Raw genomic sequence first — 14,065 nt, 5'->3', positions numbered from 1 at the left:
TTCCAAGGGAGATGAGTGGTGGGTCGGGCGCTTTCATTCAACGAGCTTATCGGTTGTGATGAGAGGGTGGCATTGGCCGTCGGAGCACGCATAACGCATAATCCGGACCTCATGCTTAGCGGTGCTCGGCTCGTCCCGTCGTTCGCCGTCCATATCCCGTTGCAGTCCAAGCCGTATGAATTACTGACAAGGAGATCAGTCATGCTCATCCTGACCCGTAGAGTGGGTGAAACGCTGATGATCGGTGATGACATCACCGTTACCGTTCTAGGTGTGAAAGGTAATCAGGTGCGTATCGGTGTGAACGCTCCCAAGGAAGTTGCCGTTCATCGCGAAGAAATCTATCAGCGTATTCAGCGCGAGAAAGAAGATAATGGTGACACCATCGCCTGAAGGCGTGATGCACCTGATAGCTGCACAGGCCAGATGTAGTGCAAACACGAACGCCAGCCATTTTGTCCCCATGGCTGCGTTCGTGTTCTTGTCTTTGAAGGTGCGGATGTGTCGAGTACGATGCCATGCGTGTCTTTTGGATGACGCCTGATCTCAAGTCAGTGTTCCGTAAGGGAAAAAGATGGAATTTTTCGTGTCAGAGGGGGAGACAGTCGGCTTCTGGTCGGGTAATATGCTCGCTCCCTCGAACGAGACACGACGACAGGCATGCCATCGTCTTGATTTGGTTCATGCGGGGAGATTGCTCAGGCTAGCGCAGCCCTGAGCCTGTGGTTGATTAGGTATGAGATGCTTGGCATCGAAGCTAAAAAATTGACGCAGAGGCTAGACAAAGCCTAATCAAATGAGTAAGATATGCGCCGTACCTGATGAGGAGAGGTGGCCGAGTGGCTGAAGGCGCTCCCCTGCTAAGGGAGTATAGGGTTTATAGCCCTATCGAGGGTTCGAATCCCTCTCTCTCCACCATTAGGTACAAATGCAGTAAGATGCGCCCTTAGCTCAGCTGGATAGAGTACCTGACTACGAATCAGGCGGTCGGAGGTTCGAATCCTCCAGGGCGCACCATTGCACTAGGCAAGAGAAAGTCCTGTTGAATCTCATTGAGAGACTCAGGCCACAAGTTTAAAGGTTTAAGCGCCCTTAGCTCAGCTGGATAGAGTACCTGACTACGAATCAGGCGGTCGGAGGTTCGAATCCTCCAGGGCGCACCAATTGAAAAACCCGTCTCATCGAGACGGGTTTTTCTTTGTCTGCCAGAAAAGTCTATTCACTTCTACATCCTGCCTATTCATCGGTGGGTGATTGCTATGGGCGCCCTTTTCACAAGGGCGCCTTTTTTGTGATTGCACCAACCAGTGCTGAATATCTTCAGTAAAAGAGAGGGTAGAGCGTCGTATCCATCACGCGAATGTGATTTCGGATTCTGGCTCAGGCATCCGCGTGACAGATGTCAGTAAACTAGGTGCTAGTGTCAGCGCTGTACCAGCGACAAGGCCTGAGAAGAATTCTGCGCGTCCTTTATGGCGCTTGATGGCCTGGAAGCGGGCTTCTGCCTCAGAGTTGCCACTCTGGCGCATCATGTTCATCCACTGTTTGAGCAATGGCACCATGACCTTGTCCGGCAGATGCGCGCAGCGTTCGGCGTGTGCCAGCAGCACCTGGGCTCGTTGTGTCCAGTTCGTCTCAGGTAGCCGTTCGCCTGTGGCCTGCCAGTGTTTGATACGCGCGGCGAGAAAGGGGTCTGCCAATGCAGCACGGCCTAGCATCACATCACGACAACCAGACAGGGAGCGTGCGCGCCAATAACAGTGCATGTCCCAGATATCCCCATTGGCGACGACTGGAATCGATAGCTCTGAGGTGATCTTCCCGATCCACTCCCAGTGTGCTGGAGGACGATAACCTTCCTGTTTGGTACGGCCATGCACGACCAGTTGTGTTGCCCCCCCGGCCTGGGCGGCCTGGGCACAGGCGAGAGCGAGGCGGCGATCATTGAAGCCAAGGCGAATCTTGGCTGTGACCGGTACGCCGGTGTCCTTGAGGGCATCACGAACCCCTTCTACTGCGCGGAATACACGCTCAGGTGAGCGCAACAATGCCGCGCCGCCATCATGGCGGTTGACGGTCTTGGCGGGGCAGCCGAAATTGATATCGACGCTCGGGGCACCCAATCGCGCGGCAACACTGGCATTGATTCCCAGTGCAACCGGATCGGCGCCTAGCAGTTGCAAAGCAACAGGCGTCTCGTGAAGCGTGCGAGCGGTATGCGTTTGCGACGCCTCAAGCAGCTCTGGGCAGATACGCTTGAATACCCGTGGCGGTAACTTGACGTGAGTCACGCGAACGAACTCCGTCACGCACCAGTCATAGCCGCCAATGCCAGTCAGGCATTCGCGCGTGATGTCATCAATTACGCCTTCCATTGGCGCGATACCGATGCGGCCGGCCCGCGCGAAGGCTTGTGAGGTCAACGATGGTGTCATTGCAATTGCCGTGGAATCAGGCACTTTAGAGCGACCAACAAGCGTTTAATGCTACTGCATGAGCGCACCGACAGGGGCTGCCGGCGGATAGCTGTGTCCGTCTTGTATCGCCTATCGATGGCACGTACGACCAGTCAGGTATGTACGGCAAGGCTGTTCAATAACTAGACAGCTCGACAATAAGACAGTATCGAGGGCACTGGCATGCAAGAGAATGATCTGCTCGGTGAAGGCTTGAACCTGATGGTGTTCGGGATGGGGTTCGTATTCGTGTTTCTGAGTCTGCTGGTCGTCGCCATGATGGCGATGTCCAGGCTGGTAGGCCGTTTCGCGCCTGAACCAGCCCCTGCCGCGCCGCGCGCGAGCAAGGCACCTGCAGCAACGATGGAAGCGGATGATGGTGAACTGACCGCTGTCATGACTGCCGCTATCCATCGCTTCCGCCAAGATCGCGCTAGACACTAGCGACCTGGGTGGATTCAGGCAGGTAGGCCCGACGATTCTATCATGGGCTGATCGACGGGGCAGGTGTTCTCCCTTGCCCACCTATTGAGCAGCATGTCCGCCAAGGCTGGCATGCTGCTGTGGTCGAATTTGATATCTACAGTAAAAGAACAAGGGATCACTCATGGATAAGCAACCGCTGGGCATTACGGATGTTGTACTGCGCGACGCGCATCAGTCATTGCTGGCCACACGCATGCGGCTCGATGACATGCTGCCGATTGCCGCCAAACTGGATGACGTCGGTTTCTGGTCTCTTGAAAGCTGGGGAGGCGCCACCTTTGATGCCTGTATTCGCTATCTGGGAGAAGACCCTTGGGCGCGTATTCGCGCGCTGAAAGAGGCAATGCCGAAGACTCAGCAACAAATGCTGCTACGTGCACAGAACCTGCTTGGCTATCGTCACTATGCCGATGATGTGGTGGATACCTTCGTCGCGCGTGCGGCGACCAGTGGTGTTGATGTATTCCGTGTCTTTGATGCGATGAATGATCCGCGTAACCTGGAACGCCCTCTGAAGGCAGTGCTTGATCAAGGCAAGCATGCCCAAGGCACTATTTCTTATACCGTCAGCCCGGTGCATACGTTGGAGATGTGGGTCGAGTTGGCACAGAAGATTGAGTCGATGGGTGCCCAATCGCTGGCGATCAAGGATATGGCTGGCCTGTTGACGCCTTACACCGCTTTTGAGTTGGTCTCGCGCCTCAAGGCGAGTCTGTCGATTCCGATTCATATGCAGTGTCACGCCACGACCGGCCTGTCGACGGCTACCGCGCTCAAGGCGATTGAGGCTGGCATTGATAACGTCGATACCTCGATTTCTTCCATGTCGATGACCTACGGCCACAGTCCGACGGAATCCGTGGTCGCGATGCTGGCAGGTACCGAGCGTGATACCGGACTTGACCTTGAGAAGCTTGAGGACATCGCGGGTTACTTCCGCGAGGTGCGCAAGAAGTACGCCGCCTTTGAAGGCAGTCTCAAGGGCATCGACTCGCGCATTCTGATCGCGCAGGTACCGGGTGGCATGCTCACCAACATGGAAAGCCAGCTTAAGGAGCAGGGCGCTGGTGACAAGATGGATGCCGTTCTCGCCGAAATTCCACGTGTACGCAAGGATCTGGGCTATATCCCATTGGTCACGCCGACTTCACAGATCGTTGGCACCCAGTCGGTGATGAACGTGATGATGGGCGAGCGCTACAAGTCAATCTCCAAGGAGGTTCAGGCGTTGCTCAAGGGGGAGTATGGTGCGGCGCCGGCGGCCTATGACAGTGAGTTGCAGCAACGAGTACTCGACGGCGCTGAGCCGATCACCTGTCGTCCCGCTGATAATCTGACGCCCGAGATGGAGCGCCTGCGTACAGAGCTCAAGGCCAAGGCCACCGAAGAGGGCATTACGCTGGAAGGCGGTGAGCGCGAGACCGATGATGTGTTGACCTATGCACTGTTTCCGCAGATTGGTCTCAAGTTCTTGCGTAATCGTGGTAATCCGGATGCTTTTGAACCCGCTCCGCAGGCACCGGGTGAGGTCGCGGTTCCGGCAGTGGCATCTGCCCCGACTCCTGGCGCAGCGGTCAGTGGTCCGCAGACCTACACCTTGAACGTCAACGGCAAGCAGTACGTGGTCGAAGTTGCTGAGGGAGGGGATATCACTCAGGTACAGGCGAGTGGCGCGGCAACGACTCCTGCGACAGCACCGACTATACCGACATCCTCGGGTGAGCCGGTCAATGCACCGTTGGCGGGTAATATCTTCAAGGTCAATGTCAGTGTCGGAGACAGCGTAGCCGAGGGTGATGTGGTCATCATTCTTGAGGCAATGAAGATGGAAACCGAAATTCGCGCTCACCAGGCCGGCACCGTCTCCAAGGTGCAGGTCAAGGAAGGCGACAGTGTCAGTGTCGGCGACGCCCTGATCACCCTGTAAGCCGGTGTGTCCGGCCCGCAGGTAATATGCGGGCCGGATCGTGATGTTCATCTGCAAGGCGACACGACATGGACAAGATACTTAACCTCTGGCATGGATCGGGGCTCTATAACATGAGCTTCGGCCAGCTGGCGATGATCGTCATTGGGCTGCTATTGCTGTTCCTGGCGATTCGCAAGAACTTCGAGCCATTGCTGTTGGTACCGATCGGTTTCGGCGGCATCCTGGCCAATATTCCTGAGGCAGGGCTGGCGCTATCGGCTGCTGAGCAGGCGGCGCATCTGGGCAAGCCTGAACTGCTCAGCGCGATGGCTCAGGCGCTTAATGTCAATATCTCAAGCCTACCGATGGATGAGGCGCGTCACGTAGTTGAGAAGGCACTGCATGGCGAAGTGCCGATGGTACTCAAGCAGCTGGCCAGTAACATGGCGCTGGATGCCGGTTTCAATAATGGCATGCTCTATAGTTTCTATAACGTCTCGATCGCTTCCGGCATCGCACCGCTGGTGATCTTCATGGGGGTTGGCGCGATGACGGACTTCGGCCCGTTGCTCGCCAATCCCAAAACGCTGTTTCTCGGTGCGGCAGCGCAGTTCGGCATTTTTGCGACGCTGTTAGGTGCTGTCGCGCTGACGTCGGTGGGCGTGATGGATTTCAGCCTGCAGCAATCGGCTGCCATTGGCATCATCGGTGGGGCAGACGGCCCGACATCCATCTATGTGGCGAGCCTGTTGGCGCCCGAGCTGCTGGGAGCGATTGCCGTCGCGTCCTACTCCTACATGGCACTGGTGCCGATGATTCAGCCACCGATCATGCGTGCGCTGACCACGGCCAAGGAACGCAGCCTGGTCATGACGCAGCTGCGGCCGGTCTCAAAGGTCGAGAAGATCCTGTTCCCGCTGGTGCTGCTGATTCTGGTTGCGATGCTATTGCCGGATGCCGCGCCGCTGCTGGGCATGTTCTGCTTCGGCAACCTGATGCGTGAGTGTGGAGTGGTGGAGCGTCTGTCGGATACCGCACAGAATGCCTTGATCAACATCACCACTATCTTCCTCGGGCTATCGGTCGGCTCCAAGTTGCAGGCTGACAAGTTTCTCGCGGTCGAGACGCTGGGGATCCTGGCACTGGGCGTCGTCGCCTTCGGGATCGGCACTGCCTGTGGTGTCTTGATGGCCAAGCTGATGAACAAGGTCTCGAAGACCCCGATCAATCCATTGATCGGCTCGGCAGGTGTCTCGGCAGTGCCGATGGCGGCGCGAGTCTCGAACAAGGTGGGTCTTGAGTACAATCCGCATAACTTCCTGCTGATGCATGCGATGGGGCCGAATGTGGCGGGTGTCATCGGCTCAGCGGTCGCGGCAGGGGTGATGATCAAGTATCTAGGCTGATCGGCACGCCTTGCTTCATCTCGCGGTAGCAATAGAAACGCCCGTCATGGGGAACCATGGCGGGCGTTTTGCTTTGTTGCGTTCGGGCAAACACTACAACAGAAGTCAGCCAGCGTCGTGACGCGGCGTTGCAGGATGTGCTGCCTGATGCTGGCGGGTATCAGGGTCGCGAATGGCTTGCCATAGGGCAAGAAATGCCGCGCGATCGACGCGTGGGCTAGGTAAGCGTTGGCTGGCGTCTAGCGACACCCATTCTCCGGCTGACGTCTCACGCGCCAATGCGAAGCTGAACGGGTGGTAGCCAGGTGAGCCGAGTCGGGTATCAGTAACGGCTAGCATCACGCCTCCAGTGTCAGTTGTCTCACGCGACGCACGCAGGAATGGAGCCGCAAACCAGCGCAGGCGTTGGCCATCATCTATGCCTGCAACAGCGGCATCCAGCGCTGGCTGGCGTGGGAAGTCACGGCGTGCCAAGCGATTCAGCCGAGCGTCGGAGTCAAATACACTGACTAACCATTCGTGGTCTGCTTGCGGAGTGACAATACTGACACGCCATAGCAGGCTATTGAACGGTGTCGGTTGGATCATGCGTGGCGCATCACTGAAACCTTGCCGCGCAAGCACCGGTGTCATGCGAATATCTACCAGTTCTTGGCGGTCAGTCCCCAGCCCAGATAGAGGCTCGACAGCACCAGACCCACGCTCAACAGGTGCCCTGCTCGACCACGGATGGCAACCCACACACCGGTAATCAGCAGCGGCAGGGTATAGAGCGGATCGATGATGAATACGCTAGCGAGACTGATCGGTCGACTGGGCCATGGCCACAGCAACTGGGTGCCATAGGTCGTGAAGGCATCCAGTAGCGGATGCGTGATGAGGCACAGGACGCAATAGACGATAAGTCGACTACGCCCCAATACCAACAATCGTGGTCGTCGCGAAAGCCCCCAGCCGAGGACCAGTCCTACTAGGCTCAAGATGAGCAATGAGTGGCTGAAACCACGATGATGAGTGTAGTTGGCCACGGCGTCGCCGTAGTTGATAAATACATCGAGGTCGGGAACGGTGCCGAGTACTGCGCCGCCGAGTAGGGCGTAACGCAGCGCAGTCCCACAGCGCTCCTTGGGCAGGCGGCGAATGGCGGGTGCCATGACGGCGCCGCCGACGACAGCTCCGAGGCAGACCTGAGTAAGGGAGTCCATGCTCGTCTACCTATGCAGCGTGAGAGAGAGGTGTGAGGTACTGCGTAATGGATGGTTCAACAGCGTCAGGCATCGCCGTGGATGATCTCAAGAGCGCCGGTATCGGCCCAGCGTGGTTTCGCGGCCAGCACACGCGACTGCACCGGACAGTCATCGCGGTGACAGCCGGGCAGGTAGCCACAACTCATCAAGAGTTCATTGACGATCTCGGGGCCTGTGAAGCGGAAGGTGCGCTTGAACAGCTTGACCCAGGCAGGCAATGGCTGCGGGTGATGAGCATCCAGCCATTTTATGAAACTGCCATGTGTTTCCTTGAGGCCCATCACAACACCGGCGTTATGAATGACGGCGTTGACCTTGAGGCGATTACGGATAATGCCGGCATTGGCTAGCAGGCGTGCGCGATTTTCATCGTCATAGGCTGCGATACGCGCGATGTCGTAATCCTCAAACGCTTTGCGGAAGGCCTCGCGCTTCTTGAGTACTGTCAGCCATGACAGCCCCGCCTGATTGATTTCCAGCACGAAGCGCTCGAACAGTACCTGGTCATCACTGACCGGAAAGCCGTACTCGTGATCGTGGTACGGCCCGTGAAACGGATGTTCCGGAGCGTTCTCACAATAAGTGCTGGCGGTAACGGGCGCTGCCATCAGTCCTCCTGTACCGCAAAGCGGCCGCTGCCAAGGAAGACGACGGCCAGGCCTGTCGCGAGATAGAAGCCCTGCAACTCCAGTGCCCATCCGCCGGATGACGACAGACTGATCAGCTGGCTCATGTGTGCAATGGCAAAGGCGAACAGCATGTTGCCTACCACGATGAGTCCTGCCACGCGTGATTGATAGCCGAGTATCAGCATGATGGGCGCGATTATCTCACCAATATAGACGCCATACGCCACCACGCCGGGGATGCCCATGCCTTCCAGCTGCTGAGCAATCCAGCTCAAGGTGCCCCCATCGCCCAATAGCTTCGATAGGCCATGAAACAGCAGTAGTACGCCTAGTGTCAGGCGCAGGATCAGCTTGCCAAGATCATCGTTTTCAAGAAATTGCACGTCAGAGCTCCTTGCTCGGTAATTATCAGAAAAGAAAGCCTGCCTCAGGCATTGGGGTCATCTACCAGCAGGCGCGAAAAGCGTACGATTTCCGCATTACGATTGGACCAGCCCAGCCGCTCCCAAAAGCGGTGTGCCTGATGATTATCGTGCAGGGTATCGAGATGTACCTTATCGATTCCTTCGCGAGACAGTGCCTCAAGGCAGCGGTCCACCAGCGTTCGTGCGATGCCCTGACCTTGCGCCTGTGGCGCTGTCATGACGTGTTGCAGATACCCACGCTTACCATCATGACCTGACATTGCGCAGCCGACCAGTTGATCGCCGTCAAAGGCCAGGTGGCTCATGCCGGGATTACGGTTCAAATAGCGCGCGACGGCGGCGTACTCGTCTGCCTTGCGGATCACCACCCCCGTGGTGGCCTTCATCATGTTCATGAAAGCCGGATGATCGGCGGGTGTCATGGCGCGAAAGGTGACGGAGAGCATCGGTAGACCTGTTGAGAAGGGTGAGCTTTAAAGGGTAAGTGTTCGTTGGTCAGCAAGGGAGGTGACTTCAGTCGCGGGGAATATCGAAATGCTTCGGCTGAGCCGCCACACGTCCGAGCCACGCGCGTACGGCAGGATAGTCTTCAAGCGCGAAGCCTCCCTCGTCCGCCACATGGGTATAAGCATAAAGTGAAATATCAGCGATCGTGAACTGGTCGGCTGCCAGCCAGTCATGGTCTTTCAGGTGATGTTCCATCACGCGAAGGGCACGATTGCCGCCTTCCTGCTTGGCTTCATATTCTGTGCGACGTTCTTCCGGCAAGCCAAGATAGCGGTTGATGAAGCGTGCGGTGGCGATGAAGGGTTCGTGGCTGTACTGCTCGAAGAACTGCCACTGCAGCACCTTGGCACGCAAGAAGGGGTCTTCAGGGAGATAGTCGCTGCCATCAGCAAGGTAATGAAGGATGGCATTGGATTCGGAAAGCGTTTCACCACGATGCAGTTCCAGCAGCGGAATCTTGCCGTTGACGTTACGGGTCAAGAATTCCGGCGTGCGCGTATCGCCGGCGAGGATGTCGACTTCGATGTAGTGGTGGTGGCGTTCGAGGAGATGCAGCAGTAGCTCGACCTTGTAGCAGTTTCCGGAGCGGCGATCGCCGTAGAGGGTCAGCATGAGGGAAGGCGTCCTGTGCGAGCGTGGAATAGGCGTCTCGACAGTCTAGCGAACATCGCACGTGAAACCAGTGGTAATGCGAACAGTGTTCGACACGTACGATGTATGGATTAGCCTGAGTGTTATCTCATGCCTGCTCGAAAGTGCGCTTGCACATGGCCACTAACGGAGAATGAAAACGACGCAGGAAGCAGTCAGCACGCCCATCATGCGATTGAATATCTTCCAGGAACGCTCGGTACGCAGTAGGCGGCCAATGGCAGTACCAAAGCCAGCCCATAGCGAGATGCATGGCAGGGCGACCAGCTCGGCGAAACCCGCCAACAGCACGGCATTGAGCAATACCGGGCCATCTTCCGGCAGGATCCCGCCATCAGTGCGATACCCATCACCCAGGCTTTGGGATTGGCGAACTGAAACAGTGCTGCCGCCATGAAGGTCATCGGTCGCGCATCCTGCTGGCTGTTGAAGTCAGGTGGTGGTGCGGTGGCAATCTTCCAGGCCAGATATAACAGGTAAAGGCTACCGAGCACCTTGAGCAGTGTCTGGACAATCGGGTAGCGCTCGAAGATCAGTCCCAGCCCCAGCGCGATGCCAACGAATAACACCAGGCAGCCAATCATGATGCCGAAAATATGTGGCAGGGTACGCCAGTAGCCGTAATTGGCCCCCGATGCCGTCAACATCACGTTATTTGGGCCTGGCGTCAGTGTCATCGACAACATGTACAGCGTAGCGGGTGCCAAAAAGGCGAGGGATTCCATGAGTGTCCTTGGTAGCAAGAGCTGGGTGAGGGAGGGTTGGGCGATATTATTTCTAGGTGGCGTCTTTGAATATTATTTGTATGGGTTCAATTTATGGTCTTGATCAACGCCTCACGTAGATTCACGCTTGATGCTGCCACTTTTTGAGCATAATCTGATGACAATTATCGTCAACAGGTTTTTTGTCACCATGACAATCTGGGTGCCCACGCTTGATCCCACCATGCCGCGTTATCGCGCGCTGGCGGATGCCATTCGTCTGGATATCGTGTCTGGCCAGTTGCAGGCAGGCACACGATTGCCACCTCAACGACGACTGGCTGATGCACTGGGTGTGACAGTCGGTACGGTGACACGTGGCTATGCTGAGGCTGAGCGTCATGGGTTGGTGACAGCGCGTATCGGTAGTGGCACCTACATCAACGGAGGCATCAGTGCACAACGTGTCTCTACCGAAAGCTTTGGCCATGTCTTCTGCGCAGGTGCTGCCACTGGCATGTCTGCAGATGTGAAGGGTGCTATCGAGGCGTCGCTCGACACGATTGACCTCACCATGAGTCTGCCGCCACCGCATCCCGCGCGACAGCAAGGCATGGCAGATGCACTGACATCGATCAGCCAGTCACAGGAAGCACTCCTGCATTGCGTCGACTATCAGAATGCCTTTGGGCGCGACAGTCAGCGGCGTCTGCTGGCGAATTGGATGGGGGAGCTGGGCATGCCGGTTGCCGCCGAGGAGTTGATGCTGACGCAAGGCGGCCAGAATGGCATTACCTTGGCGCTGTCTGCATTGCTGGCCCCGGGTGAAGCTTTGGTCGCAGGTGCGCTGACCTACCCCGGACTGATTTCCGCCAGCACCGAGCGTGGCCTGAAGCTATTGCGAGTACCGCTGGATGAAGAGGGTATGGACATCGAGGCATTGGCACGTCTATGCCGTCAGCAGGTGCCGAGAATGGTCTATGTGATGGCCGAGCAGAACAATCCGGGCGGTGCGCAGTTGTCGCACGCGCGGCGTGAGGCGCTGGTGGCGCTCGCACGACAGTACGATTTCTGGATTCTGGAAGATGGTGTGCAGTATCTACCCCCCGAGGAATGTGGCACGCAGCTCTATCAGCTAGCACCAGAACGGACGCTATATGTCTTCAGTACTTCGAAGATTCTGGCAGGCGGTTTGCGGTTGGGGGTTCTACGTATTCCGCCGGCATTGCTTCCACGTCTTGGAGCAACTCTTCGCAGCCATAGCTGGATGGTGGCACCGTTATTGGTTGAGACGGTTTGCGCTTGGCTGACCAGCGGCAACGCTGCGCCTTTGATTACTTGGCAGGTGGAAGAGGTGCGGGCGCGGCAGCGGCTGGCGCGCTCCGTGCTGGATGAGTGGTCGTTGTCGTCACGTCCTTCTTCGTTCGATCTGTGGCTAGCACTGCCAGAAGGGCAGCGCAGTCAGGCAATGGTCGAGTCGTTGGCTGCGCGTGGTGTGCACGTCACTAGTGCTGAACCTTTCTGTGTCGGCAATGAGCCGCCACCACAGGCACTTCGCCTATGCCTGAGTGCCGCCGCGAGCCGCGAGGCACTCGCCAATGCGCTAGAGATCGTACGGGAGGTACTGCTGGCGCCACCGGCACTGCGTTGCATGACGCTATGAGAAGAGAGGGTTTAGCGCTCAGGCTTCAGCTCTGGTTCAGGTAATAGAGTGGTTTCAGCTTCCTGTGCCAGGCGAGCCTGCTTGAGCTCAACGCCCCAACGATAACCGCCCAACCCGCCATCGCCGCGTACTACACGGTGGCAAGGTGTCAGTAGCGCTAGTGGGTTGGCGCCACAGGCATTCGCCACTGCGCGGCTGGCAGTCGGGCGTCCGAGCGCTTCGGCCAGCTGACGATAGGTCAGTGTATTGCCGCTCAAGGTGGCATTCAGTTGCTGCCAGACCGTGAGTTGAAAGGTTGTTCCGCGAATATCCAGTGGAAGCTCAAGGAACAAGGCGTGACTGATCTCCGGTTGCTCACACAGCGCCAGCAGGCGCGCACCGAGTACCGCATGCAGTGATTGTCCATTCTCATCCTGAGGATCGATATGCTGCCAACGGGCTTTTGGCAGACGGGCTTCCAATGCCTGCTGTCCGGCCTCGCGGCTGTCTGTCAGCTGGATGACCACGACGCCGCGTTCACTGATCCCTGCACTCAGCCAGCAGTGCTGCTCGGGAACGCCGAAGCTGCAGGGCCAGTGGAGTCCCAGTAGCGTTTCACCTTTGCCCCCTTGCTGACGCACGCTTGGCGATATGCCATCCGCGCGGGCATAGGCGCGGCTGGTCGAGCGATATCCCGCCGCGAGTATGGCGTCAGTGACACTGCTACCCTGTTCAAGCAGATCGTGGAAGCGCAGCTGTCGTAGCCCGCTGGCGTACTCGGCCGGTGACAGGCCCAGCAGTGTCTTGAAGCGACGCTGGAGATGGCTGGTGCTGAGCCCGGCACGTGTCGCAAGCGTGGCCAATGATGGCGCGGTCTCACCAGCAGCGATGGCGGCTTCCAGTTGACGACAGGTAGCAAGCAGCCAGTGATTGGATTCGATAGCACCGACCTCGCGTTCTGACTCCGGATGACAGCGTCGGCAGGCACGCAAGCCAGCGGCACGCGCAGTCTGGTTATCCGGATAGATACGCACGTTGTCACGCAGAGGAGAGGGCGACGGGCAGCCAACACGACAGAAGATGCCAGTAGTGATGACTCCGTAGCGTATGGTCTCGCCGGGATTCCCCTGGCGCGATAGCACGCGTTGCCATAGTGCCTCATCAGCGGCTGTCTTGTTCGCCTGTACGCTGTCGGTCTCGGAATATGCTGCCGTCATCGCTCATCTCGCTATGCCAAGTTCGTGGTCATGTAGGTTTCTGGCAAGTATCGCCGTGCCGCTGACCATCTGCACTCCGCATCTTGCGCTGACTATTGAGATAGTTTCTCAGAACTCCATCGATTCCTGACGCTTCTCTTCTTCTTCGGCCTGCTTGCGCAGCTTCTTGCGGATTCCTGCCTTGTGGAAGCGCAGTTTCTGCTCCTGGGTTTCCAGGTTCAGTGGCGGTACCGGTACGGGGTGGCCATCCGGGTCCACTGCGACCATGGTCAGATAGCAGCTATTGGTGTGGCGAATCAGGCGGCCCTGAATGGATTCGGCAACCACCTTGATGCCGATCTCCATGGAAGAGCGGCCGACATGATTGACGGAGGCGAGAAACGTCACCAGTTCGCCGACGTGGATGGGCTGCTTGAAACGAACCTGGTCTACCGACAGGGTGACCACATAGTTGCCGCTGTAGCGACTCGCACAGGCGAATGCCACTTCATCCAGCTTCTTGAGAATCGCGCCACCATGAACCTTGCCACTGAAGTTGGCCATGTCAGGAGTCATCAGCTCCGTCATGATCAGCTGGTGTTGGCCTGGCAGTGCGTCATGCTGGTCGGGGTGCTGGTCGGGGTGCTGGTCGCTCATCGATAAGTCCTTGGGTGGGGCAGGAGTCAGGAGGCATCAAGTCGCCGTCGGGGAACGGCCTCGAGTGTCGTTGTATGCCCTAGTTTGAGGGAATCAGAGCGGCTTGGCACCTCGTTTGCGGCATATAAGCAGCCCATGAACGACGTTGCC

The 14,065-nt window shown here is 57.5% G+C and carries 14 protein-coding genes, 3 tRNA genes and 1 pseudogene; 8 read left to right on the top strand and 10 right to left on the bottom strand.

Going from position 1 to position 14,065, the window contains the following annotated elements:
* The first annotated feature begins 201 nt into the window (after positions 1–201).
* From csrA to BF12_RS0107775, 4 genes are all read left to right on the top strand, one after another.
* The gene (gene csrA / locus BF12_RS0107790) at positions 202–393 is read left to right on the top strand and encodes a carbon storage regulator CsrA (RefSeq protein WP_024951791.1); all 192 of its coding nucleotides are present in this window, start codon (positions 202–204) and stop codon (positions 391–393) included.
* Positions 394–825: 432 nt separating this feature from the next.
* Positions 826–918: transfer RNA gene (locus BF12_RS0107785), tRNA-Ser, on the top strand.
* 22 nt (positions 919–940) lie between these two features.
* A tRNA-Arg gene (locus tag BF12_RS0107780) sits at positions 941–1,017 on the top strand.
* A 69-nt stretch (positions 1,018–1,086) separates the two neighbouring features.
* Positions 1,087–1,163: transfer RNA gene (locus tag BF12_RS0107775), tRNA-Arg, on the top strand.
* 189 nt (positions 1,164–1,352) lie between these two features.
* On the opposite strand, the gene BF12_RS0107770 is transcribed toward BF12_RS0107775, so the two are convergent.
* Positions 1,353–2,435, bottom strand: coding sequence for a tRNA dihydrouridine synthase (locus BF12_RS0107770; protein WP_246116600.1), 1,083 nt, complete (start codon positions 2,433–2,435; stop codon positions 1,353–1,355).
* A 204-nt stretch (positions 2,436–2,639) separates the two neighbouring features.
* Between BF12_RS0107770 and BF12_RS0107765 the strand changes: the two genes are divergently transcribed.
* From BF12_RS0107765 to BF12_RS0107755, 3 genes are all read left to right on the top strand, one after another.
* Positions 2,640–2,900 (top strand): OadG family protein, encoded by a 261-nt coding sequence (locus BF12_RS0107765; RefSeq protein WP_024951789.1) that lies wholly within the window; start codon positions 2,640–2,642, stop codon positions 2,898–2,900.
* A gap of 163 nt (positions 2,901–3,063) precedes the next feature.
* Positions 3,064–4,869, top strand: a complete 1,806-nt coding sequence (gene oadA / locus BF12_RS0107760; RefSeq protein ID WP_024951788.1) for a sodium-extruding oxaloacetate decarboxylase subunit alpha — start codon at positions 3,064–3,066, stop codon at positions 4,867–4,869.
* 68 nt (positions 4,870–4,937) lie between these two features.
* Positions 4,938–6,257 (top strand): sodium ion-translocating decarboxylase subunit beta, encoded by a 1,320-nt coding sequence (locus tag BF12_RS0107755; RefSeq protein ID WP_024951787.1) that lies wholly within the window; start codon positions 4,938–4,940, stop codon positions 6,255–6,257.
* 105 nt (positions 6,258–6,362) lie between these two features.
* On the opposite strand, the gene BF12_RS21120 is transcribed toward BF12_RS0107755, so the two are convergent.
* From BF12_RS21120 to BF12_RS19190, 7 genes and pseudogenes are all read right to left on the bottom strand, one after another.
* On the bottom strand, positions 6,363–6,890 hold the full coding sequence (locus BF12_RS21120; RefSeq protein WP_051510826.1) for a hypothetical protein: 528 nt from the start codon (positions 6,888–6,890) through the stop codon (positions 6,363–6,365).
* 8 nt (positions 6,891–6,898) lie between these two features.
* The gene (locus BF12_RS21115) at positions 6,899–7,462 is read right to left on the bottom strand and encodes a metal-dependent hydrolase (protein WP_051510824.1); all 564 of its coding nucleotides are present in this window, start codon (positions 7,460–7,462) and stop codon (positions 6,899–6,901) included.
* Positions 7,463–7,527: 65 nt separating this feature from the next.
* On the bottom strand, positions 7,528–8,112 hold the full coding sequence (locus BF12_RS0107745; protein WP_024951786.1) for a DNA-3-methyladenine glycosylase I: 585 nt from the start codon (positions 8,110–8,112) through the stop codon (positions 7,528–7,530).
* The gene (locus tag BF12_RS0107740; protein WP_024951785.1) at positions 8,112–8,516 is read right to left on the bottom strand and encodes a DoxX family protein; all 405 of its coding nucleotides are present in this window, start codon (positions 8,514–8,516) and stop codon (positions 8,112–8,114) included. Before BF12_RS0107740 ends, BF12_RS0107745 begins: the two co-directional genes overlap by 1 nt.
* A 44-nt stretch (positions 8,517–8,560) precedes the next feature.
* Entirely contained in the window at positions 8,561–9,004 is a 444-nt protein-coding gene (locus BF12_RS0107735; RefSeq protein ID WP_024951784.1) for a GNAT family N-acetyltransferase, read from the bottom strand.
* A gap of 67 nt (positions 9,005–9,071) precedes the next feature.
* Entirely contained in the window at positions 9,072–9,677 is a 606-nt protein-coding gene (locus BF12_RS0107730; RefSeq protein ID WP_024951783.1) for a glutathione S-transferase family protein, read from the bottom strand.
* 162 nt (positions 9,678–9,839) lie between these two features.
* Positions 9,840–10,441: pseudogene (locus BF12_RS19190) on the bottom strand (LysE family translocator).
* Positions 10,442–10,631: 190 nt separating this feature from the next.
* Here BF12_RS19190 and BF12_RS0107720 point away from each other — a divergent pair.
* Positions 10,632–12,083 carry an aminotransferase-like domain-containing protein gene (locus tag BF12_RS0107720; protein WP_024951782.1) on the top strand — a complete coding sequence of 484 codons (1,452 nt, stop codon included), beginning with the start codon at positions 10,632–10,634 and terminating at the stop codon, positions 12,081–12,083.
* 11 nt (positions 12,084–12,094) lie between these two features.
* Here BF12_RS0107720 and BF12_RS0107715 read toward each other — a convergent pair whose 3' ends face one another.
* Complete coding sequence (locus BF12_RS0107715) at positions 12,095–13,279, bottom strand: bifunctional transcriptional activator/DNA repair enzyme AdaA (protein WP_024951781.1); 1,185 nt, start codon at positions 13,277–13,279, stop codon at positions 12,095–12,097.
* Between the two features lie 108 nt (positions 13,280–13,387).
* Positions 13,388–13,915, bottom strand: coding sequence for an acyl-CoA thioesterase (locus BF12_RS0107710; RefSeq protein ID WP_024951780.1), 528 nt, complete (start codon positions 13,913–13,915; stop codon positions 13,388–13,390).
* Positions 13,916–14,065: the final 150 nt, after the last annotated feature.

The organism is Cobetia crustatorum, assembly GCF_000591415.1.
In the GTDB taxonomy this organism is placed as follows: domain Bacteria; phylum Pseudomonadota; class Gammaproteobacteria; order Pseudomonadales; family Halomonadaceae; genus Cobetia; species Cobetia crustatorum.
The sequence above is the reverse complement of the archived record's forward strand: the minus strand, read 5'-3'. Positions and strand labels throughout refer to the sequence as shown.

Coding starts and splice junctions, on each gene's coding strand:
- csrA (WP_024951791.1), top strand. CDS start 202: ATGCTCATCCTGACCCGTAGAGTGGGTGAAACGCTGATGATCGGTGAT.
- BF12_RS0107770 (WP_246116600.1), bottom strand. CDS start 2,435: ATGACACCATCGTTGACCTCACAAGCCTTCGCGCGGGCCGGCCGCATC.
- BF12_RS0107765 (WP_024951789.1), top strand. CDS start 2,640: ATGCAAGAGAATGATCTGCTCGGTGAAGGCTTGAACCTGATGGTGTTC.
- oadA (WP_024951788.1), top strand. CDS start 3,064: ATGGATAAGCAACCGCTGGGCATTACGGATGTTGTACTGCGCGACGCG.
- BF12_RS0107755 (WP_024951787.1), top strand. CDS start 4,938: ATGGACAAGATACTTAACCTCTGGCATGGATCGGGGCTCTATAACATG.
- BF12_RS21120 (WP_051510826.1), bottom strand. CDS start 6,890: ATGACACCGGTGCTTGCGCGGCAAGGTTTCAGTGATGCGCCACGCATG.
- BF12_RS21115 (WP_051510824.1), bottom strand. CDS start 7,462: ATGGACTCCCTTACTCAGGTCTGCCTCGGAGCTGTCGTCGGCGGCGCC.
- BF12_RS0107745 (WP_024951786.1), bottom strand. CDS start 8,112: ATGGCAGCGCCCGTTACCGCCAGCACTTATTGTGAGAACGCTCCGGAA.
- BF12_RS0107735 (WP_024951784.1), bottom strand. CDS start 9,004: ATGCTCTCCGTCACCTTTCGCGCCATGACACCCGCCGATCATCCGGCT.
- BF12_RS0107730 (WP_024951783.1), bottom strand. CDS start 9,677: ATGCTGACCCTCTACGGCGATCGCCGCTCCGGAAACTGCTACAAGGTC.
- BF12_RS0107720 (WP_024951782.1), top strand. CDS start 10,632: ATGACAATCTGGGTGCCCACGCTTGATCCCACCATGCCGCGTTATCGC.
- BF12_RS0107715 (WP_024951781.1), bottom strand. CDS start 13,279: ATGACGGCAGCATATTCCGAGACCGACAGCGTACAGGCGAACAAGACA.
- BF12_RS0107710 (WP_024951780.1), bottom strand. CDS start 13,915: ATGAGCGACCAGCACCCCGACCAGCACCCCGACCAGCATGACGCACTG.